The organism is Actinoplanes oryzae (assembly GCF_030757795.1).
In the GTDB taxonomy this organism is placed as follows: Bacteria; Actinomycetota; Actinomycetes; order Mycobacteriales; family Micromonosporaceae; genus Actinoplanes.
The window spans coordinates 1-20,391 of sequence record NZ_JAUQWH010000057.1; the positions used below are offsets into that span (position 1 = coordinate 1).

A 20,391-nucleotide genomic window follows, 5' to 3' on the forward strand; every position below is an offset into this window, starting at 1 on the left:
AACGCCCTGCTGCCCAAGCTGGGCGTCCGCGACCGCGTGCAGGCCACGATCGTCGCCTACGACCTCGGGCTGGTCCGGCCGCGTCCTTGATCGACTGTCAAACTCCTGAGAGTACCGGGCAGTAACACGCTATGTAACAGTCTGTTCACCGAGCCTGGTTAAGGTGACCGAATTATCCCACTTGTGGGGTACCGCTGTCCACCTAGCAACGGCTCGAAAGGGACCATCATGCCCACGCCGGACAAGCCCGACGTAGATGCGCCCCACCGCAGGCAGGCCCTGCTCCGCCACGATCTGCCCGCATCGATCGTCGTCTTCCTGATCGCCATCCCGTTGTCGCTCGGCATCGCCGCGGCCTCGGGCGCCCCGCTCATGGCGGGGCTCATCGCCGCCGTCGTCGGCGGCGTCGTCGCGGGCGCCCTCAGCGGCGCCCCGCTGCAGGTCAGCGGTCCCGCCGCCGGCCTCACCGTCATCGTCGCCGGGACCATCGCCGACTTCGGCTGGGCCGCCACGACCGCCATCGTCGCGATGGCCGGACTGGTGCAGCTCGGGCTCGGCGTCTCCCGGCTCGGCCGGGCCGCGCTCGCCCTGTCGCCCGCCGTCGTGCACGGCATGCTCGCCGGCATCGGCGTCGTCATCGCGCTCAGCCAGGTGCACGTGCTGCTCGGCGGCGCGCCGCAGAGCTCCGCCTGGGCCAACCTGCGGGACCTGCCGAAACAGGTCCTCGCCAACCACACGCAGGCCGTCTTCATCGGCCTGCTGACCATCGCGATCCTGCTGATCTGGCCGCGCTTCGTGAAGACCTCCCTGCTGCCGGCCGCGCTGATCGCCGTCGTGGTCGCCACCGTCACCGCGAGCCTGGGCGGCTTCGACGTCGCCCGGGTCGACCTGCCGCCGAACCCGCTCGCGGAGCTCTCCCTGCCACAGTGGCCGGACGGCAGCGCCTGGCAGATCGCGGTCGCCGTCCTCACGATCGCTCTGGTCGCCAGCGTGGAATCGCTGCTGTCCGCGGTGGCCGTCGACCGGATGCACGACGGCAAGCGCGCCAACCTCAACAAGGAACTGCTCGCCCAGGGCGCCGCGAACACGGTCTCCGGCGCGCTCGGCGGCCTGCCCGTCACGGGCGTCATCGTGCGCAGTTCCACGAACGTCGCGGCGGGGGCGCGTACCCGGATGTCGGCGATCCTGCACGGCGTCTGGGTCGGCGTGTTCGTCCTGCTCTGCGCCGCGCTGCTGGAGCAGATCCCGCTGGCCGCGCTGGCCGCCGTGCTCGTCGTGGTGGGGCTCCGGCTGGTCAGCCTCGCGCAGATCAAGGCGTACACACGGCACCGCGAGCTGCCCACCTACCTGGTGACCGCGCTCGGGGTGGTCTTCACCGACCTGCTGACGGGCGTGGCGCTGGGCATGGCCACGGCGGTGCTGTTCATGCTCGCGCGGCTCGCGCGGTGCGAGATCACGCGCACGTCCCCGGCCGAGGGCCGCTGGACCGTCGTGATCACCGGGACGCTCGCCTTCATCGGCTCCGGCCGCCTGGCCCGCGAGCTGTCCGCGATCCCCGAGGGCGAGCACGTCGACCTCGAACTGCACCTCGACTATCTCGACCACGGCGCCTTCGAGACCGTGCAGGACTGGCGCGAGGCGTACGAGCGCGGCGGCGGCCACGTCACCATCCGCGAGATCCACGACAGCTGGTTCCACCGTGCCGTGTCCGGCCGGCTCGGCGGCGCCCGGTCGCAGAGCCGCGTGCCTCGCTTCCTGGGATCGTGGGCGCAGTGGGCCTCGATCGACCAGCAGCGCCAGGACGCGATGCAGGCCGGCATCGACGAGTTCGAGCGCAGCGTGGCGCCGCTCGTCCGGCCTCACCTCGCCGACCTGGCCCGCGACGGGCAGAAGCCCGAGCAGCTCTTCATCACCTGCGCCGACTCGCGCCTGGTGCCCAACCTCATCACCACGAGCGGCCCGGGCGACCTGTTCACGATCCGCAACGTCGGCAACATCGTCCCGGCGTACGGCTCCGGCGACTCGTCGGTCGGCGCGGGCATCGAGTACGCCGTCGACGTCCTGGGCGTCTCCACGATCACCGTCTGCGGCCACTCCGGCTGCGGCGCCGTGCGGGCGATGATGGGCGGCGCGGCGGGTCAGCCGTCGGCACTGGGCTCCTGGCTCGCCGAGGCGGACTTCACCGTCGAGGAGGCGTCCGAGGAGGACTGCATCACCGCGAACGTCGCCCAGCAGCTGCGCAATCTGAGCAGCTACCCGAGCGTACGGCGGGCGGTCGACGAGGGCCGGCTCACGCTCACCGGGTTGTATTTCGACCTGGCCGAGGCGCGCATGTACTCCGTGTCGGGCGGTGAGCGCCGCCCCGTCACCGTGGCGTGACGACACCGGGCCGCGGCGGTGCTCCCATGGGGCGCCGCCGCGGTTCCGCGTGAAAGCCACATGAATCTGCAATCTTCGTGCCAAATTCCGCCGTGACGATTGAGTCACGCGCCCGGACGGCCCAAGGTGAATGCTGGCCGGAGGAGGAATTCCCCGGTCCACCCGGCCGTGGGCACGATCAGCTCCGTAGGGCCGGACGAGGCGAACATGTCGCCCGGGCGGAGGTGACGAGGTGGCTACGGCCGAACGCACGGTGCGGGCCGGCGACGTGGTGCTCGTCGGCCGGGCGGCCAGCGTCCAGTTCGCCGGCCCCGCCGGGTTCGCCTTCCGCGTCGTCGACGTCGATCTGCGCCCGACCTACGAGGGCTGGGTCTGGCTGGACGGTTATCAGCTCGACCGCCGGGGCCGCCCGGTGCTCCGCCGTCGGATATTCGTCCGAGAGGCTGGTTTACGCCGGCCGCCGCCCAAGCAACCATAAGACATGGCCGAACGTGAATCTTCGCTGACACCGGGTGATGTCGTCATCGTCGGACGCGCGGCGAGCGTCCAATTCACCGGCCGCTCAGGATTCCCGTTCCGCATCATCGCCGTCGACTCCCGCCCCACCTACGACGGCTGGATCTGGCTCGACGGCTACCAGCTCGACCGCCGCGGCCACGCCGTCGCCCGCCGCCGCATCTTCGTCCGCGAGGCCGGCCTCACCCGCGGCGGCGTCCCCGAGTCCGCCAAGGATCCCGCCTGACCGCCGGCTTCGACCGGGCGTGCTCACCGATCGTCCGACGCTCGGAAGAGCCGGTTCGGCGGCGGTGCGGTCGAGATCGGCCGGGCGATCGCAAAGGCATGGTGGCCGACTCGTCCTGACAGGCGGCTGCCCGCCCGCGATCGGTGTTGGGCCCGGAAGAGAGCCGGCTTGCCGCCGATCGCGGGCCGCCATCGAGCGCTACGACAGCTTGGCCACGATCGTCGACCTGGCCGAGACCGCCCCGGCGCGACAGGAGAACGGCACGAGCCGGGGCGGCTGCGGCGAGCAACCGGTCGGGTCACTCGAGGGCGGCGCGGCCGGCTTCGAGGCGAGCGACCGGGACGCGGAACGGGGAGCACGACACGTAGTCGAGACCCACCTCGTGGAAGAAGTGCACGGACTCCGGGTCGCCGCCGTGCTCGCCGCAGACGCCCAGTTTCAGGCCGGGTTTCTCGGCGCGGCCGGCCTCGGTGGCGATGCGGACCAGGCGGCCCACCCCGTCGCGGTCCAGGGACTCGAACGGGGAGATGCCGAAGATGCCCAGCTCCAGGTAGCGCCAGAAGAAGGCGCCCTCCACGTCGTCGCGGGAGAAGCCCCAGGCCATCTGGGTGAGGTCGTTGGTGCCGAAGGAGAAGAAGTCGGCGGCCTCCGCGATCTGGCCGGCGGTCAGGGCCGCGCGCGGGACCTCGATCATGGTGCCGATCAGGATGGGGACGCTGGTGACCTCGGCGACGATCTGCTCGCACTCGCCGCGGACCATCTCGAGCTCCTGGACCGCGCCGACGAGCGGGACCATGATCTCGGGGCGGGGGTCGAGCCCCTCGGCGGCGAGCTGGGCCGCGGCCTCGGCGATCGCGCGGACCTGCATGGCGAACAGGCCGGGGATCACCAGGCCGAGGCGGACGCCGCGCAGGCCGAGCATCGGGTTCTGCTCGTGCATGCGGCGCACGGCGTCGAGCAGGCGCTCCTGTTCGGCGTGGTCCTCGCCGCGCTCGCGGGCCACGGCGACGGTCACCGCCAGTTCCTCCAGCGACGGCAGGAACTCGTGCAGCGGCGGGTCGATCAGCCGTACGGTCACCGGCAGCCCGTCCATCGCCCGGAACAGGTCCACGAAGTCCGCCCGTTGCAGCGGCAGCAGCGCGTCGAGCGCGGCGGAGCGGTCGTCGTCGGTGTGCGCGAGGATCAGCTTCTCGACCAGTTCCTTGCGGTCGCCGAGGAACATGTGCTCGGTGCGGCACAGGCCGATGCCCTCCGCGCCGAAGCGCCGGGCCCGCGCCGCGTCCTCCCCGGTGTCCGCGTTGGTACGCACAGCCAGCCGCCGCCGGTCGTCGGCGTGCGCCATGACCATGTCCACGGCCTGCACGAGCTCGTCCGAAGACGTGGCGGAGCCCTCGAAGTACTGCACGACCTCCGACGGTTGCACCGGCACGGCGCCCTGGTAGACCCGGCCGGTCGTCCCGTCGATCGACAGCACGTCCCCCTCGGTGATGCGCACCTGACCGACGACGAGAGACTCGCCCGAGATGTCCAAGGCATCCGCGCCGCACACACACGCCCGGCCCATCCCCCGCGCCACCACGGCCGCGTGCGAGGTCTTGCCGCCCCGCGCGGTGAGGATGCCCCGGGCCGCGATCATGCCGGCCAGGTCCTCGGGGTTGGTCTCCCGCCGGACGAGAATGACGTCCTCGCCCGCCGCGGCCAGCGCCGCCGCCCGGGCGGCGGTGAAGACGGCCTTGCCGACCGCGGCGCCCGGCGAGGCTCCGACCCCCGTGGCGAGCACGTCCGGCGACGAGGACAGGTCGAAGCGCGGGAACATGAGCTGCCCGAGCTGGGCCCCCGAGACCCGGCGCAGCGCCTCGTCCCGGTCGATCATGCCCTCCTCGACCAGCTGGGCGGCGATCCGGAACGCGGCCGCCGCCGTCCGCTTGCCGACCCGGGTCTGCAGCATCCACAGCTTGCCGCGCTCGACGGTGAACTCGATGTCGCACAGGTCCCGGTAGTGCCCCTCCAGCGTCGCCATGATGTCGAGCAGCTGGTCGTACGAGCGGCGGTCCAGCTCGCGCAGCTGCTCCAGCGGCACGGTGTTGCGGATGCCGGCGACGACGTCCTCACCCTGGGCGTTCTGCAGGTAGTCGCCGTAGATGCCCTGGGCGCCCGAGGCGGGGTCGCGGGTGAAGGCGACGCCGGTGCCCGAGTCGGGGCCGAGGTTGCCGAAGACCATCGCGACGACGCTGACGGCCGTGCCCAGGTCGCCCGGGATGCGCTCCTGCCTGCGGTAGAGCACGGCCCGCTCGGCGTTCCACGAGCGGAAGACCGCGGCGATCGCGAGCCGCAGCTGCTCGCGGGGATCCTGCGGGAAGTCGTGGCCGGTGTGCTTGGCGAAAATGCGCTTGAAGGTGGCCGTGAGGGCCGCGAGATCGGCCGCGCCGAGATCGACGTCATTGCGCACGCCCCGGGCCCGCTTGAGGTCGTCGAGCGCGTCGGAGAATGCGTCGCCGGGAACGTCGCAGACAGTTTTGCCGAACATCTGCACGAGCCGCCTGTACGAGTCCCAGGCGAACCGCTCGTCGCCGCCCGCCTGCGCCGCCAGCCCCGCGACGCTGTCGTCGTTGAGCCCGACGTTGAGCACCGTCTCCATCATGCCGGGCATCGAGAACGCCGCCCCGGACCGCACCGAGACCAGCAGCGGATCGTCGTGATCGCCCAGCTCACGGCCCATCGACCGCTCCAGCCGGGCCAGGTGCTCGTCGATCTCGGGCGCCAGCGACGGCGGCTCGGAGCCGGTCGCCAGGAAGGCCCGGCAGGCCGACGTCGTGATGGTGAACCCGGCCGGCACGGGAAGGCCGAGCCGGGTCATCTCGGCCAGGTTCGCGCCCTTGCCGCCGAGCAGATCTTTGAGGTCCTTGTTGCCTTCGGAAAAATCGTAGACGTACTTTTCTCCGGCCATGCCGCACCTCCAGGGGATTAACGGAGGTTAATTGCCCGGCGGCAATGCCACGCAACCTTCGTGAAAAATTGCACAAGCGGCTGCGCGATCAAGCTCGTGGGCACGCTCACATGAGCACCCGCGCGCACACAGCAACCGGGGGCATGCTTGGCGACGACCAGAAATGGGCACGTCACGAGTTCGCCACACGAGCTGACAAGGCTCCGGGGCGAGGCGTACGGAGCGAGCAGAGGACGTGGCTATCTGATGTCGGAGTCAGTGAAGGTCAGCGAGAGCGGCGAGAACAGCGCCGTCGGTGCGGAGCTCTCCCTCGGCGTCGAGGAGGAGTTGCACGTCGTCGATCTGAAGACCCGGGAGCTGGTCCCGCGGGCACCCGAGGTGCTCGCCCAGCTGGACGAGGCGAACTTCTCGGCGGAGCTGCACCGCTCGGTCGTCGAGACGAACACCCCGGTGGCCGGGACCCTGGACGAGCTGCGCGAGGGCATCGTGTCGCTGCGGCGCAGGGCCATCGGCGTCGCGGAGTCGCTCGGGCTCGGCCTGGTCGCCGCGGGCACCGTGCCGCTGGTGGACCTCGACTCGCTGCCGGTCACGCCGACCTCGCGCTACAAGCGCATGGTCGACGAGTACCAGATGCTCGCGCGGGAGCAGCTCATCTGCGGCGCGCAGGTGCACGTGGGCATCACGGACCGGGACGAGGCCGTGGCGGTCTCCCAGCGGGTCGCCTCGTCGCTGCCGGTCCTGCTCGCCCTGTCGGCCAGCTCGCCGTACTGGATGGGTGAGGACAGTGGGTACGCCAGCGTGCGCTCGCTGGTCTGGATGCGCTGGCCGACCGCCGGCGACCCCGGCGTGGTGAGCAGCGCCGCGGAGTTCGACGCGCTGGTCGAGCAGCTGATCGCGTCCGGCACGATCAGCGACCCCAAGATGGTCTACTTCGACGTACGCCCCTCGGCGCATCTGCCCACCGTCGAGCTGCGCGTCACCGACTCCAGCCCCGACGCGGACACCGTCGTGCTGCTGGCCGGGCTGTTCCGGGCGCTGGCGCTGCGCGCGCGGCAGGAGTACCGGGCCGGCAAGCCCGCCCGGGTCACTCCCCCGCCGCTGCACCGGGCCGCGATGTGGCGTGCCGCGCGCTCGGGGCTCGAGGGCGACCTGCTCGACCTGCCGCGCTCGCCCGTGCCCGTGCCGGCCGCCGTGGCCGTCGAGCGGCTCGTCGGCGACCTGCGCCCGGAGCTGGAGGAGCTGGGCGACTGGGAGCAGGTGTTCGACCTGTCCGTGCAGACGCTCAGCCGGGGCAGCTCGGCCGCCCGTCAGCGCCGGGCCATGTCCCGCCGCGGGCGCATCTCCGACGTGGTCGACCTCATCGTCGCGGACACCCGCGGCGGGGCCACCGGCATCGGGCCGAGCGGGCAGAGCGTTCCGGCCGGGCTGACCCCGTACGCGGCCGTCGGCGACGAGGCCTTCCCGAACGGTGACGTCGTGCCCGCGTACGAGGGAATCGTGAATGTCCTGAGCGCGCTCGGACCGGCGGGCCTGCGCCGCCGCGAGGACGCCCGGGACGACGAGCAGCGCGCCCGCGGTGTCACGTTCAGCGTGGCCGGGGAGGCGGCGACGCGGCTGTTCCCGTTCGACCTGGTGCCGCGGATCGTCCCGGCGCAGGACTGGCAGCAGCTGCAGCTCGGCCTGGTGCAGCGGGTGCGCGCGCTCGACGCCTTCATCAACGACGTGTACGGCGACCGCACGGTGGTCCGGGACGGCGTGATCCCCGAGTGGGTCATCGACGGCTCGCCCGAGCTGCGGCCCAGCGGCGCCCTCGTGAGTCACGCCGGCGTGCGCGCCCAGGTGGCCGGCGTCGACCTCGTGCGCGACGCCGACGGCGACTGGTGCGTGCTGGAGGACAACCTGCGCGTGCCGTCCGGGATCGCGTACGCCATGCAGAACCGCCGCCTCACCGAGACGATCCTCACCGAGCTGCCCCGCCCCGAGTCGCTGCTGAGCACCGAGCGCACGCCGCAGCTGCTCAAGCGGGCGCTGCTCGACGCGGCGGGACCGGCGGCCGGCGACGACCCGAAGCTCGTCGTGCTGAGCCAGGGCCCGGACGACTCGGCGTGGTTCGAGCACCGGATGCTCGCCGAGGAGATGGGCGTGCCGCTCGTCCGCAGCACCGACCTGCTCGTCGACGGCGGGATCGTGCACCGCCTCGAGAACGGCCGCAAGCACCGCGTCGACGTCGTCTATCTGCGCATGGGCGAGGACAGCCTGGTGCACTCGCCGGGCGCCGACGGCATGCCGCTGGGCCCGAGCCTGGTCACGGCGCTGCACGCGGACACGGTCCGGCTGGCGAACGCGCTCGGCAACGGCATCGGCGACGACAAGGCCGTGTACGCCTACGTGCCCAAGCTCGTCGAGTACTACCTGGGCGAGAAGCCGCTGCTCGCGGACGTGCCGACCTACCTGTGCGGCATCCCGGAGCAGCGTGAGGCCGTGCTGGAACGGCTGTCGGAGCTGGTGCTCAAGCCGGTGGACGGCTACGGCGGCGACCGCATCGTGATCGGCCCGCACGCGAGCGAGGAGGACCTGGCAGCCGTACGCCGCCAGATCCGCACCGCCCCGCACCGGTGGGTCGCGCAGGAGGTCGTCCAGCTGTCGACGCACCCGGTCTTCGACGGTCACCAGCTCGCACCGCGCCACGTCGACCTGCGCGCGTTCGTGTTCACCGGCACCGAGTCCGTGGTGGCGCCCGCCGCCCTGACCCGGGTCGCCCCGGCGGGCAGCATGATCGTGAACTCGTCCCGCGGCGGCGGCTCCAAGGACACCTGGCTGATGGGCTAATCACGCCTTTCACGCCTGCGAAATCCCCCCGAAACGGAACCCGTGGAGGTTGAGAAGTCATGTGCGGAATCGGTGGCGAACTGCGGTTCGACGGCCGGGCGGCCGACCCGGAGGCCGTCCGCCGCATGCTGCCCTGCCTGGAGCACCGCGGCCCGGACAGCGAGGGCCTGTGGCAGCGCGGCCCGGTCGCACTCGGCCACCGGCGGCTGAAGATCATCGATCTGTCCGAGGCCGGCGGCCAGCCGATGACGGACGAGCAGCTGGGCCTGTCGCTGGTCTTCAACGGGTGCATCTACAACTACCGCCAGCTGCGTGAGGAGCTGCGCGGGTACGGCTACATGTTCGCCTCGACGTCCGACACCGAGGTGATCATCAAGGCATACCACCGGTGGGGCGCCGACTGCGTGCAGCACTTCCTCGGCATGTTCGCCTTCGCGATCGTGGAGCACGCGAGCGGCACCGTGATGCTCGCCCGCGACCGGCTGGGCATCAAGCCGATGTACCTGGCCGAGACGCCGGGGCGGCTGCGCTTCGCCTCGACGCTGCCGGCGCTGCTGGCGGCCGGCGAGGTCGACACGTCGATCGACAAGGTCGCGCTGCAGCACTACATGACGTTCCACTCGGTGGTGCCCGCGCCGCGGACGATCCTCGCCGGGGTGCGCAAGCTGCCGCCGGCGACCGTCCGGGTGATCCGGCCGGACGGCACCTCGAAGGAGACCGTCTACTGGGAGGCCTCCCACACCCGCAGGGACGATGTCGACAACTGGCCGGAGGCCGTCCACGAGGCGCTGAGGACGGCGGTCGAGCGGCGGATGGTCGCCGACGTGCCGGTCGGGGTGCTGCTGTCGGGCGGGCTCGACTCGTCGTACATCGTCGCGCTCCTGGCCGAGCAGGGGCAGAAGGGGCTGACGACCTTCTCGATCGGGTTCGAGTCGGCGGCCGGGGAGAGCGGCGACGAGTTCGCGTACTCGGACATCATCGCCAAGCAGTTCGACACCCGGCACCACCAGATCCGCATCGGCCGGGACCGGTTCCTGCCCGCCGTCGCGCGGACCGTCGCGGCGATGAGCGAGCCGATGGTCAGCCACGACGCCATCGCCTTCAACCTGCTCAGCGAGGACGTCGTCAAGCAGATCAAGGTGGTGCAGTCGGGGCAGGGCGCGGACGAGATCCTCGCCGGCTACAGCTGGTACCCGCCGCTGCGGGACGTGCCGCGCGAGCGCGCCGTGGACGCGTACGCCCGGGAGTTCTTCGATCGTCCGCACCGCGAGCTGCGCACCCAGCTGAACCCGGAGTGGTTCCTGGAGGAGGACGTCAGCCGGGAGTTCGTCGCCGCGCACTTCGCCCGGCCGGGTGCCGAGACGGCGGTCGACGCGGCGTTGCGGCTCGACACCCAGGTGATGCTCGTCGACGATCCGGTCAAGCGGGTCGACAACATGACGATGGACTGGGGTCTGGAGGCGCGCGTCCCGTTCCTGGACCACGAGCTGGTCGAGCTCGCGGCGGCCTGCCCGCCGGAGCTCAAGCTCGCCCAGGGCGGCAAGGGCGTGCTCAAGGACGCGGCCCGCGGGGTCGTGCCCGACGAGGTGATCGACCGGACGAAGGGCTACTTCCCGGTTCCGGGCATCCGGCACCTCGAGGGGCCGATGCTGGAGATGGTCCGGGAGGCGTTGCACGCACCGGCGGCCCGGGAGCGTGCACTCTTCCGGACGGACTATGTTGACCGTTTGCTCGCCGACCCCAACACTCCTCGTACCACCCTCGGAGCCAACCAGCTGTGGCAGCTCGCGCTGCTGGAGATGTGGCTGCAGGACAACGGCGTTTGATCGAACCGAAGGAGGACCCCGTATGACCGGTCAGCTCACCCGTGTCGACGTCACTGTGCTGCCCGCCGGATGGCTGACCAAGGGGTCCTATCCCTCGGAAGTGTCGGGCAGCTGGTCGCCGGCGTTGTCGCCGGACGGCCGGCACGCCGCGTACGTGTCCGACCGCAGCGGCTCCCCCAAGGTGTGGGTGCAGCCGGTCGGCAGCGACCTGACGTTCCTGGTCGACACCGGTGAGGAGCCGGTCGTGTCCGTGCACTGGTCGCACGGCGGGGGGTGGCTGGCCTGCGTGATCGCGCCCGGCGGGGCTCCGCGTACGGAGGTCTGGCTGGTCCGCCCGGACGGCTCGGCGCTGCACCAGGTGGCGGGCTTCGGGGCGGACAGCGCGGAGAACGTCCGCTGGCTGCCCGGCCGCCCGCTGCTCGCCGTCACCGAGAACCTCACGACGACGCTGCTCATCGACGCGTCCCTGGGGTCTCGTTCCGTCGTCGCCACGGGCGAGCTGGTCTCGCTGTTCGACGTGTCCCGGGACGGTTCGCGGGCGCTGCTGCGGCGCGGGCCGCGTGGCGGGCGGTACGTGGTGCTGCGGGACCTGGCTTCCGGCACCGAGGAGTACGTGACCAGCGGCGAGCAGGCCTGTTTCGCTCCCGACGGGAGCATTTGGGCGCGGAGTGACGCCGGGGAGTATCCGGTTGTCGTGCACGGCTCGGATGTTCTGGACTTCTCGGGCGAGGCGGAGTGTTTCGCGCTGAGCTCGGACGGGGCACGGGTCGCGGTGCTGTGGAATGTCGACGGCGGGCGCTCGGCGCTCACGGTGCACTCCGGGTCCGCTCGTGAGGTGGTCGACCTGCCCGGCTGGGTGGTGTCGCAGCCGGTGTGGAGCGCCGACGGGAGCACGCTGGCGTTCACCGCCGAGGGGCCGGGGCAGCCGCACGGGGTCTGGACGTGGGACGGGTCGCTGCACCCGGTCTCCGTCGAGGAGGTCTCCGGCAATGCCGTGCGGCCCACGCTGCGGCGCTTCGCCTCGCACGACGGGCTCGAGATCAGCGGCTGGCTGTTCGAGCCCGCGACGCCGGGGCCGCACCCGACCGTGCTCTGGCTGCACGGCGGCCCCGAGGCGCAGGAGCGGCCGGGACACGGCCCGCTGTTCCAGTCGCTCGTCGACCGCGGCATCGCCGTGTTCGCCGCGAACGTGCGGGGGTCCTCCGGGTTCGGCCGGACCTTCGTCAACGCGGACAACGGCGCTCTGCGGTACGCGGCCATCGCCGACGTGGCGGCCTGCGTCGACCACCTCGTCGCGACCGGCGTGGCGGACCCGGCCCGGATCGGGTGCATGGGCCGCTCGTACGGCGGCTATCTCACCCTGGCGGCGCTGACCACCTACCCGGACCTGTTCGCGGTGGGCATCGACGTGTGCGGCATGTCCAACTTCGCGACGTTCTACGAGCACACCGAGCCGTGGATCGCGGCCGCCGCGGTCAGCAAGTACGGCGACCCGGTGCGCGACGCGGACCTGTTGCGCGACCTCTCCCCGATCACGCGCATCGACCGGCTGCGCGCGCCCCTGCTCGTGGTGCACGGGGAGAACGACAGCAACGTCCCGGTCATCGAGGCCGAGCAGGTCGTGGCGGCGCTGGCCGAGCGCGGGATCGAGCACAAGTACCTGCTCTTCCCGGGCGAGGGTCACGAGCTGCTGCACCGCTCGAACCGCGCCGAATACCTGCGCGAGACGGTCGGGTGGCTCACGCAGCACCTCGGTGATCCCCGCATGGCGGTGACGCCTTTTTGAGGTGACCGGGCACACGCCCGCTTTGTGACGGAACTCGTTGCCGCTCGGGCGCTCGCGGGGAAACCTGGGTGAGGCAGGTGTTCTCTGCGAGCGGACGGAGTCGGTGACATGCGAGGCGGTGCGCGGGCCTGGATCGTCTGGGCCGTGGGGCTCGCCGCCTACACGGTGGCGGTGCTCCAGCGGACCTCCCTCGGCGTCGCCGGCCTCGACGCGCAGCAGCGGTTCGACATCGGCGCGAGCGCGCTCGCCTCGTTCGCGGTGCTGCAGCTGCTCGTCTATGCGGCGCTGCAGGTGCCCGTCGGCGTGCTGCTCGACCGGTTCGGCTCGATGCGGCTCGTGGTGGCCGGCGCGGTGCTGATGTCGGCCGGCCAGGCGCTCATGGCGTTCTCCGGCGACCTCAGCGGCGCGATCGTCGCGCGGGTGCTGGTCGGTGCGGGCGACGCGATGACCTTCATCAGCGTGCTGCGCCTGGTGCCGCAGTGGTTCCCCGGCAGGCGGGTGCCGGTCGTCAGCCAGTTCACCGGCATCATCGGGCAGCTCGGCCAGGTGCTCAGCGCCGTCCCGCTGGCCGCGCTGCTGGCCGGGCCGGGCTGGACCACGGCGTTCCTGTCGGCGGCGGCGACCGGGGTGTTCCTCGCGATCGTGGCGCTGGTCGCCCTGCACGACTCGCCCGACCGCCGGGTCGTCTCCGGCGAGGCGACGTCCGCCCGGCAGCTCGGTGGCGACCTCGCCACCGCTTTGCGGCACCCGGGCACGCGGCTCGGGCTGTGGACGCACTTCAGCACCCAGTTCCCCGGCACGGTCTTCGCGCTGATGTGGGGCTATCCGTTCCTGCTCGCGGGCGAGGGGCTCTCCCGGGGCACGGCCGGGGCCCTGCTCACCCTCTTCGTGCTGGTCGGCATGGTGGCCGCGCCGGTGCTCGGCGTGCTCGTGCAGCGGCACCCGATGCGCCGCTCGTGGCTGGTCCTCGGCATCGTCGCGGTCAACGCCGCGGGCTGGGGGCTGGTGCTCGCGTGGCCCGGGCGGGCGCCGCTGCCCGTGCTCGTGGCCCTCGTCGTGGCGCTCGGGCTGGGCGGGCCGGGGTCGATGATCGGCTTCGAGTTCGCCCGCACGTTCAACCCGCCCAACCGCCTCGGCACCGCGACCGGCATCGTCAACGTCGGCGGCTTCACCGCGTCGCTGACCGCGATCCTGCTCGTCGGGCTGATCCTCGACGCGCGCACGGGCGGCAGCGCCGGCTATGACATCGCCGACTTCAAGGTCGCCATGGCCGTGCAATACGCGCTGATGGCGCTGGGGGTGCTGGGCATCCTGCGCACGCGGCGCCTCGTGCGGCGGCGGCTGGCGGAGTCGTCCGCGCCCGTTCCCGAGGCCGCCGGTGGGTTTAGCGCCGCGCACACCGGCAAAGCCTGAACACTTCGGTGTGGACTCGGGGCGCCGCGGACCGGTCGTCCGATCTCCCCTGAACTTTCCGGGAGAAGTTCACGTAAGACCACGGGTGGGCACATTCGGTCCATTCGCCCGGTGGGTCCTTCGCGGCCCATGAGACACAGCGTGAAGCTGATGTGAGGAGGACATGAGCCAGGCTCAACCGGACAAGCTCTGGTCCGGTATCCAGATCAGCAAGGTCATCGCCGGCACGCTCGCCGCCGTGGCCGCCGCGGTGCTCGGCTCCTTCCTGGGAGTCGCCGGCACCCTGGCGGGCGCCGCGCTGGCCAGTGTGGTCGGCTCCGTCGGGACGGAGATCTTCAACAACTCCCTGAAGCGCGGCACCAGGACTCTGCAGTCGGTGGCCCCGACGTTCGTGCGGGCGCCGGCGGCGATCGGCACCCCGCCGGTCGCGGCCGCGGACGAGGCGGACAACCCCGCCCACACCGTGCCCGCCGCCGACACGACGCCCGCCGCGGCGAGTGCGGCGTACGGCGGCAGCCCGCGGCGCAGCGTCCGCTGGAAGACGGTGGTCATCGGGGCGGCAGCGGCGTTCATCGTCGCCATGGGCGGCATCTTCGCCGTCGAGGCGATGGCGGGTGAGTCGCTCACCACGATCACCACCGGCAAGCAGACCAGCGGCAGCTCGACGCTGACCAGCACCTTCAAGGGCAGCTCGGACAGCACGGACGAGGAGCAGGACCCGGCGCCCGCCGAGTCGGCCACGCCGGACTCGACGGACACCCCCGACCCGGATGCGACCTCGTCGCCGGACCCGGACGAGAGCACCTCGCCGGGCTCGGACGAGGGCTCGTCGCCGGCGGAGGAGGAGCCGACGGACACCCCGACGACGGACGCGCCGACGACCCCGGACGACACCCAGCAGGACGGGACGGACTCCGGCTCGACCCAGCAGGGCACGAGCGAGAACGGCACCGGCACGGACGGCTCGGGCCAGCAGGACGTGCAGCAGCAGGAGGCTCCGGCGACGGAGTGAGCAGCAGGCACACCGGACGGCCGGGGTTCGCACTGCGGACCCCGGCCGTTGGCGTTTCCCGGGCACCGCGTGGGTAAGACGCTCGTCGGATCGTGCCGCACCACCGGGAGGAGTCACCCGTCATGAAGGTGAGCGAACTGCTGATCGAGGCCTTCGGCCGCCTCCCCGACCTGGTCGAGGGCGCCGTCGACGGGCTCAGCGCGGACCAGCTCGCCGCCCGGCCCGAGCCCGGCGCCAACACCGTCGGCTGGCTGGTGTGGCACCTGACCCGCGTGCAGGACCACCACGTGTCCGAGCTGCTCGGCCGGGACCAGGTCTACGTCTCCGGCGACTGGGCGGAGAGCTTCGGCCGCAAGCCCGACGCCGACGACACCGGGTACGGCCACGACGCCGCCAAGGTCGCCGCCGTGCGCCCCCGCGACGGACAGGCGCTCGTCGCCTACTACCGGGCCGTGCACGACCGGACGATCGCCTACCTGCGCGGGATCTCGGAGGCCGACCTGGACCGGGTCGTCGACGAGCGCTGGGACCCGCCGGTCACGCTCGGGGTGCGGCTGGTCAGCGTGCTCGACGACGACACGCAGCACGTGGGCCAGGCGGCGTACGTGCGTGGGCTGCTGGTCCGGTAGGCCGCCGGGGTGCTGGTTCAGTCCACGGTCAGGCGGCCCAGCAGGTCGCCGGCGCGGACGGTCTGCCACGGCTGCGGGGCGTTGCCCGTCACGAGCAGGGCGACAGAGCCCTCGGCCGCCCCGCCGGGCGGCACCGCGTCCACGGCTGCGGCGAACACGCGACGACCCGCCTGCTCGGGTGCCTCGACCCGGCTATCCGCCTGCTCGGGTGCCTCGACCCGGCTATCCGCCTGCTCCGGCGCCTCGGACCGGGGACCCGCCGCGCGGCGGATGTCGTCCACCGAGGAGGCCTCCGTGTACGTGCCGTCGGCGTGCCGCACCACGACCCGGTCGGCGCGGGCGGCGGCGTGCCAGGCGGCCACGTCGAGCAGGGTGGCACGGGAGCCGGACGTGAAGTGGTGCCACAGGTCGGCGGCCGCGCGGGCGAGGCGGTCGCCGTGGGTGGCGACGCTGTGGGCGTACCCGTGGCTGGGCAGGCTGAGGTCCGCCCAGAGCAGGCGGCGGTCCCGGAGATCGACCACCATCGGCAGCTGGGCCTTGCTGTCGCCGCGCAGGTCGAAGCGCTGCACGACGCGGGCCGGCTCGAAGCGGGCACCCGGGCCGGCGGGGGCGGTGAAGCCCGCGAACGCCTCGCCGAGCAGCTCGAACGGCACGTCGTTGTAGCTGAGGATCGTCGGCACCACCCAGCGCACGCCGGCGTCCGCGAGCCGGGGCAGCGACAGGTCGAGGAACTCGGTCGCTCCGAGCGGAGCCGGCGCGGACGTGAAGTCGCCCGAGTGCACGGCGGCCGACTCGGCGAACCGCAGGCGCGTGTAGTCGCAGTGCCCGGCCCGCCGCCACGCCGCGTCGAAGAACACGGCGGACAGGTCGAGGTCGACCCGGGTGCTCCCGGCGTCCTCCCAGTGCAGGAAGAGTCGCAGCACCTCGTCGCCGGGCAGGTCCCGCACGCTGCCGCGGGGCCAGCCGGCCAGCTGCGCCGAGCCGGCCCGCTCGCGCATGGGCGCCGGCACCCCGGCCAGCTCGGCGTCGAGCACCGCGAGGTCGAAGCGCTCCCCGGCGCCGGCGCGGCGGCACAGCTCGTCGTCGGCGATCCCCCGCACGGTACGGGTGACCGCGGCGGGCAGGGGCGTGCGGCGCTCGGGCTCGGTCCAGCTGCGGACGGCGTTGCCGCGCGGGAAGAAGACGCGGCGTGGCGTGCCCTCCTCCGGCCGCCCGATCCCGTCCACGCCCGCCGCGCCGGCCGTTTCCGCGACCGGGGTGCCGGCTGCTTCCGCGGCCCGGGTGCCAGCTGCTTCCGCGGCCCGGGTGCCAGCTGCTTCCGCGGCCTGGGTGCCGGCTGCTTCCGCGGCCCGGGTGCCGGGGCTCAGGCGGTTGCGGAGGTCGGTCAGGGCTCGGGAGAGCAGGCCGACCGGCTCGCTCAGCGGCGGGACCGCGTCCCCGGCGGAGCGGGCGTCCCCGGCGGAGCGGGCGTTCCCGGCGGAGCGGGTGAGGCGCGCGGACCGGGCGGCGCGGCGCCGGGCGGTTGCGGCGGCCCGGGCCTGCTCGACGGCGGCGAGCTGCTCGGCGGCGGCGGGCACGGTGACGTCCCGGACGGCGATCTCCGCGGCGGCCGTGGCGAGCACGACCGGCGACACCCGGGTCGCCGCCGCGCGGGCCGCATCGGTGACCGCGGTGAGCACGCCGTCGTCCGTGCCGGTGGCGCGGCGCAGCAGGTGGTCGAGGGCGCGCCAGAGGTCGCCCGGGCGCTCGGCGAGCAGGCTCAGCGCCGCCGCCGGGTCGCCGCCGGCCAGCGCTTCCTCGACCAGGGCGGCGTGGGTGCGTACCCGGATGGTGATCGTCCCGTCGGCGGCGGTGACCGCGACGAGGCGCTCGGGATGCCGCCGGCCGGCCGCCGAGAGCACCCGGCCCAGCGCGCTGTCCGCCGTCGCCCGGGTGCCCCGCAGCGCGGCGAAGGCGACGGCCGCGCCGGGGTGGGCGGCCGGACGCTCGTACGGGTGCAGGCGCTCGCCGAGACGCTTCCACACGACCGGATGCCGCCGCAGATCCTCCGCGGCCGCGACCGGCCCGCACGAGTCGAGGTGGGCGAGCACCGCCCGGCGCAGCGCACGAGGGATCGCGCGCACCCGCGTGCCGGCCGCGGTGACCGCGGGCTCGTCGGCGGGCCGCCAGTGCTCGCGCGGTCCGGTGGTCGCCGGCCGGGCGGGCAGAATCAGTCCCGGATCGCCGCCGGACCAGGCCCACAGGGTGCGCGCGGCGTCGGTCGCCGTCGTCCAGCGCGCCGAAGCCTGCTCGACCACGCGCGCGAAGTCCGGGCCCGGCGCTGCCGATCGCAGCGCCCACGCGACGACGGACGCCAGCGTCTCCCGCGCGGGCACGGTGTCCGGGAGCCAGTCGAGGGTGCCGGGCGCGGTGGCGCGAACCAGGGTCGCGAGGTCGGCGAGGTCGCCCTCGCCCAGCGCGGACGGGCGGGCCACCAGCTCGTCCCGCACCGCGGCGGCCGCTGCGGCCGGGGCGACGGTGAGCACGACCAGCCGCACCGGAGTGACGTCGCGCAGCTCCTCGACGGCGGTGGGACCGGGCAGGTAGGGCTGACCGGCGGTGAGGCGGCGGCCGCAGATCGGGCACGCGCTGTACTCCGCCGGCGGGAAGCAGTCGCGGCAGACCACGTGACCACACGGGTCGAGGACGGCCGCGTTCTCCCGGCCGCACAGGACGCACGGGAGGTCCGGGGTGGCGAGGAGGTGGACGACCAGGCGCTGGACGTACAGCGCGTCGGGGTCGGCCGGGGTGTCGGGGAAGAGCCGGAACAGCGGGGTCAGGTCGCGGTCGGCGCCCACCTCGGCGTCCAGCGTGGCGAGCAGCCAGTCGGCCCAGGCCGTGCGGACGGCGGGCGGGAGGGCGGCGGCCGCCGTGCGCAGAGCGGCGCCGAGCAGCCGGCCCCGGCGAGCCAGGTCGGCCTCGAGCGCCGACACCCAGGCCGGCCCGTCGGCGGGTGCCGGGTCCGGGTGCTCGGGGAGGGTGACCTGGGCGGTGCGGCGTACGAGCACAGCGGCGACAGCGTCCATGGTCCGGTCCTCCCCCGAAGAAAGCGCGGTGGGCGGGGAGTGGCGACGCTGCTGGTCATCCAGAGTGAGGTGTGAGAAGGAAGCGCCGCGGGGAGCCGCCCACCGCTGAGGACGGACTATACGGAGCGGTGGGCGGCGGAACGATTGAATTTCAGGCGCGGCGCCACTTCTGGTTGGCGGTTCCGGCGCAGTCCCAGAGCTGGAGCTGAGCGCCGTCGCCGGCGTTGTTGTCCTTGATGTCCACGCACTTGTTGGCCTGCGGGTTGACCAGGTCGCCCGCGGCGGAGAGCACGAACTGCTGGGCCGGGTTGCCGCTGCAGCCGACGATCTGGATCGCGGCGCCGTTGGCCGTGGAGCCCCAGGCGACGTCGAGGCACTTGTTGTTCTGGGTCTGCAGGGTGCCGTTGACGAAGGTCCAACGCTGCGCGTTGGTCTGGTTGCACCCCCACATCTGGACGAGTACGCCGTCGGAGAAGTTCGAGTTGGGGACGTCGATGCACTTGCTGTTGAGGTTGCTGACCACGGCGCTCGTGCTGCTGCCGCCGCCGGAGGTGGTGAGGCTCAGCCCGTAGACGCCCAGGATCTCGTTGACGGGCTGGAACCACGTCGTGCCGCCGGAGGTGCAGTTGCCCGTGACGCCGGACGTGACGCCCTGCGCCTGGTTGCCGGAGATGACCGAGCCGCCCGAGTCACCCGGCTCGGCGCACGCGCTCATCCGGCTCAGTCCCTGCACGGCGCCCTGCGCGTAGTTGACCGTTTCGTCGCGGCCCTGCAGCGTGCCGCAGCGCCAGCCGGTCGTACGCCCGGAGCGGCAGATGGAGCTCCCGATCGCGGCGTCCTGCGAGCCGGCGACCAGGACGTTGCCGCCCGCGTAGTTGTTGACCCAGGGCTGGGGTGTCCAGTTGGCGTTCGTACGGATGAAGGAATAGTCGTTGCCCGGGAACGACGAGCCGGCGAACGTGCCCTGCGCGACGTTGTTGTTGCCGAGGGTCGGGCTGTTGACGCCGCCGCAGTGGCCCGCGCTGACGAAGCCGCCCGCGACGGAGAAGCCGACCGAGCAGAGCGTGTTGCCGTTGATGACGTACTGGTCGCCGCCCCGGATGTCGTAGACGGTGCGCGGGGCCTCGGCAGAGGCCACGACGGTCACGTCCGGGACGCCTGCGGCGGCCGCGAAGGTACGGGCGGCGGGCTCGGCGCCCGGGGCCACGGTGATGACAACGCTGTCGCGCGTGCTGTCCGCGTACCAGCTGTGGATCGTGGAGTCCGCTCGGGTCCGGTCCAGGGCCTCCTTCGCCCTCGCCAGGTCCTTGGCGCTGTGCTCGGCGAGCTTCGGGACGGCTCCCTCGGCGCGGATCCGCGCGACACGGGACGGGTCGGTAGTGGCGACGGTGAGGCGATCGGCGCCGGGGGCGATCCAGGCCCCGGCGTACGTGTCGCCGAGCACCGCGGCGAGCCGGCGTTGCACCACGGGGGCCGCCGCCTCGGTGGCCAGCCGCGCGGCGAGCCGGTCGTCGTCGAGCCCGAGATCGCGCTGCAGGGCGGCGACCATGCCGGGGTCCAGGTCGAAGGGGCGGGCGGGCGCCGCCTGGCTCACGCCGGGGACGACGCCGATCAAGGTGAGCGCCGTCACGGCGACGCCCACTGTCCTGCGGATGTGGAGCATGGGGGATCCCTCCGCTGATCAGGGAAGACGGGGACGGAGAGCGCTCTCGCTATCGGAGTTTGTCGATTTGTAAAGGTTATGTCAAGAAGCGTTGTCCCCA

At 72.9% G+C, this 20,391-nt stretch carries 12 protein-coding genes; 9 read left to right on the plus strand and 3 right to left on the minus strand.

The annotated features are described in order from the left end of the window. Window positions 1–228 precede the first annotated feature (228 nt). From RBH18_RS19840 to RBH18_RS19850, 3 genes are all read left to right on the plus strand, one after another. A complete protein-coding gene (locus RBH18_RS19840) occupies window positions 229–2,379 on the plus strand; it encodes a bifunctional SulP family inorganic anion transporter/carbonic anhydrase (RefSeq protein WP_306209925.1) in 2,151 nt (716 codons plus the stop codon). A 232-nt stretch (window positions 2,380–2,611) separates the two neighbouring features. Then, window positions 2,612–2,857: a hypothetical protein gene (locus tag RBH18_RS19845; protein ID WP_306209927.1), complete on the plus strand. Its 246-nt coding sequence runs from the start codon at window positions 2,612–2,614 to the stop codon at window positions 2,855–2,857. A 3-nt stretch (window positions 2,858–2,860) separates the two neighbouring features. Then, the gene (locus RBH18_RS19850; RefSeq protein ID WP_306209929.1) at window positions 2,861–3,121 is read left to right on the plus strand and encodes a hypothetical protein; all 261 of its coding nucleotides are present in this window, start codon (window positions 2,861–2,863) and stop codon (window positions 3,119–3,121) included. 298 nt (window positions 3,122–3,419) lie between these two features. Here RBH18_RS19850 and ppdK read toward each other — a convergent pair whose 3' ends face one another. Then, on the minus strand, window positions 3,420–6,068 hold the full coding sequence (ppdK, locus tag RBH18_RS19855) for a pyruvate, phosphate dikinase (protein WP_306209931.1): 2,649 nt from the start codon (window positions 6,066–6,068) through the stop codon (window positions 3,420–3,422). A gap of 246 nt (window positions 6,069–6,314) precedes the next feature. Here ppdK and RBH18_RS19860 point away from each other — a divergent pair, with 246 nt between their 5' ends. From RBH18_RS19860 to RBH18_RS19885, 6 genes are all read left to right on the plus strand, one after another. Beyond that, the gene (locus RBH18_RS19860) at window positions 6,315–8,897 is read left to right on the plus strand and encodes a carboxylate--amine ligase/circularly permuted type 2 ATP-grasp protein (protein ID WP_306209933.1); all 2,583 of its coding nucleotides are present in this window, start codon (window positions 6,315–6,317) and stop codon (window positions 8,895–8,897) included. A 59-nt stretch (window positions 8,898–8,956) separates the two neighbouring features. Next, the gene (locus RBH18_RS19865; protein ID WP_306209935.1) at window positions 8,957–10,723 is read left to right on the plus strand and encodes an N-acetylglutaminylglutamine amidotransferase; all 1,767 of its coding nucleotides are present in this window, start codon (window positions 8,957–8,959) and stop codon (window positions 10,721–10,723) included. Window positions 10,724–10,745: 22 nt separating this feature from the next. Further along, window positions 10,746–12,509, plus strand: a complete 1,764-nt coding sequence (locus RBH18_RS19870; RefSeq protein ID WP_306209936.1) for a S9 family peptidase — start codon at window positions 10,746–10,748, stop codon at window positions 12,507–12,509. Window positions 12,510–12,617: 108 nt separating this feature from the next. Next, window positions 12,618–13,922 (plus strand): MFS transporter, encoded by a 1,305-nt coding sequence (locus tag RBH18_RS19875; RefSeq protein ID WP_306209937.1) that lies wholly within the window; start codon window positions 12,618–12,620, stop codon window positions 13,920–13,922. Between the two features lie 163 nt (window positions 13,923–14,085). Continuing rightward, the gene (locus tag RBH18_RS19880; protein WP_306209938.1) at window positions 14,086–14,934 is read left to right on the plus strand and encodes a hypothetical protein; all 849 of its coding nucleotides are present in this window, start codon (window positions 14,086–14,088) and stop codon (window positions 14,932–14,934) included. A gap of 122 nt (window positions 14,935–15,056) precedes the next feature. After that, entirely contained in the window at window positions 15,057–15,563 is a 507-nt protein-coding gene (locus RBH18_RS19885) for a mycothiol transferase (protein ID WP_306209939.1), read from the plus strand. 17 nt (window positions 15,564–15,580) lie between these two features. Here RBH18_RS19885 and RBH18_RS19890 read toward each other — a convergent pair whose 3' ends face one another. Beyond that, window positions 15,581–18,628, minus strand: coding sequence for an MXAN_6230/SCO0854 family RING domain-containing protein (locus RBH18_RS19890; RefSeq protein WP_306209941.1), 3,048 nt, complete (start codon window positions 18,626–18,628; stop codon window positions 15,581–15,583). Between the two features lie 151 nt (window positions 18,629–18,779). Continuing rightward, window positions 18,780–20,291, minus strand: coding sequence for a ricin-type beta-trefoil lectin domain protein (locus RBH18_RS19895; protein ID WP_306209943.1), 1,512 nt, complete (start codon window positions 20,289–20,291; stop codon window positions 18,780–18,782). Window positions 20,292–20,391 lie beyond the last annotated feature (100 nt).

Coding starts and splice junctions, on each gene's coding strand:
- RBH18_RS19840 (WP_306209925.1), top strand. CDS start 229: ATGCCCACGCCGGACAAGCCCGACGTAGATGCGCCCCACCGCAGGCAG.
- RBH18_RS19850 (WP_306209929.1), top strand. CDS start 2,861: ATGGCCGAACGTGAATCTTCGCTGACACCGGGTGATGTCGTCATCGTC.
- ppdK (WP_306209931.1), bottom strand. CDS start 6,068: ATGGCCGGAGAAAAGTACGTCTACGATTTTTCCGAAGGCAACAAGGAC.
- RBH18_RS19860 (WP_306209933.1), top strand. CDS start 6,315: ATGTCGGAGTCAGTGAAGGTCAGCGAGAGCGGCGAGAACAGCGCCGTC.
- RBH18_RS19865 (WP_306209935.1), top strand. CDS start 8,957: ATGTGCGGAATCGGTGGCGAACTGCGGTTCGACGGCCGGGCGGCCGAC.
- RBH18_RS19870 (WP_306209936.1), top strand. CDS start 10,746: ATGACCGGTCAGCTCACCCGTGTCGACGTCACTGTGCTGCCCGCCGGA.
- RBH18_RS19875 (WP_306209937.1), top strand. CDS start 12,618: ATGCGAGGCGGTGCGCGGGCCTGGATCGTCTGGGCCGTGGGGCTCGCC.
- RBH18_RS19880 (WP_306209938.1), top strand. CDS start 14,086: ATGAGCCAGGCTCAACCGGACAAGCTCTGGTCCGGTATCCAGATCAGC.
- RBH18_RS19885 (WP_306209939.1), top strand. CDS start 15,057: ATGAAGGTGAGCGAACTGCTGATCGAGGCCTTCGGCCGCCTCCCCGAC.
- RBH18_RS19890 (WP_306209941.1), bottom strand. CDS start 18,628: ATGGACGCTGTCGCCGCTGTGCTCGTACGCCGCACCGCCCAGGTCACC.
- RBH18_RS19895 (WP_306209943.1), bottom strand. CDS start 20,291: ATGCTCCACATCCGCAGGACAGTGGGCGTCGCCGTGACGGCGCTCACC.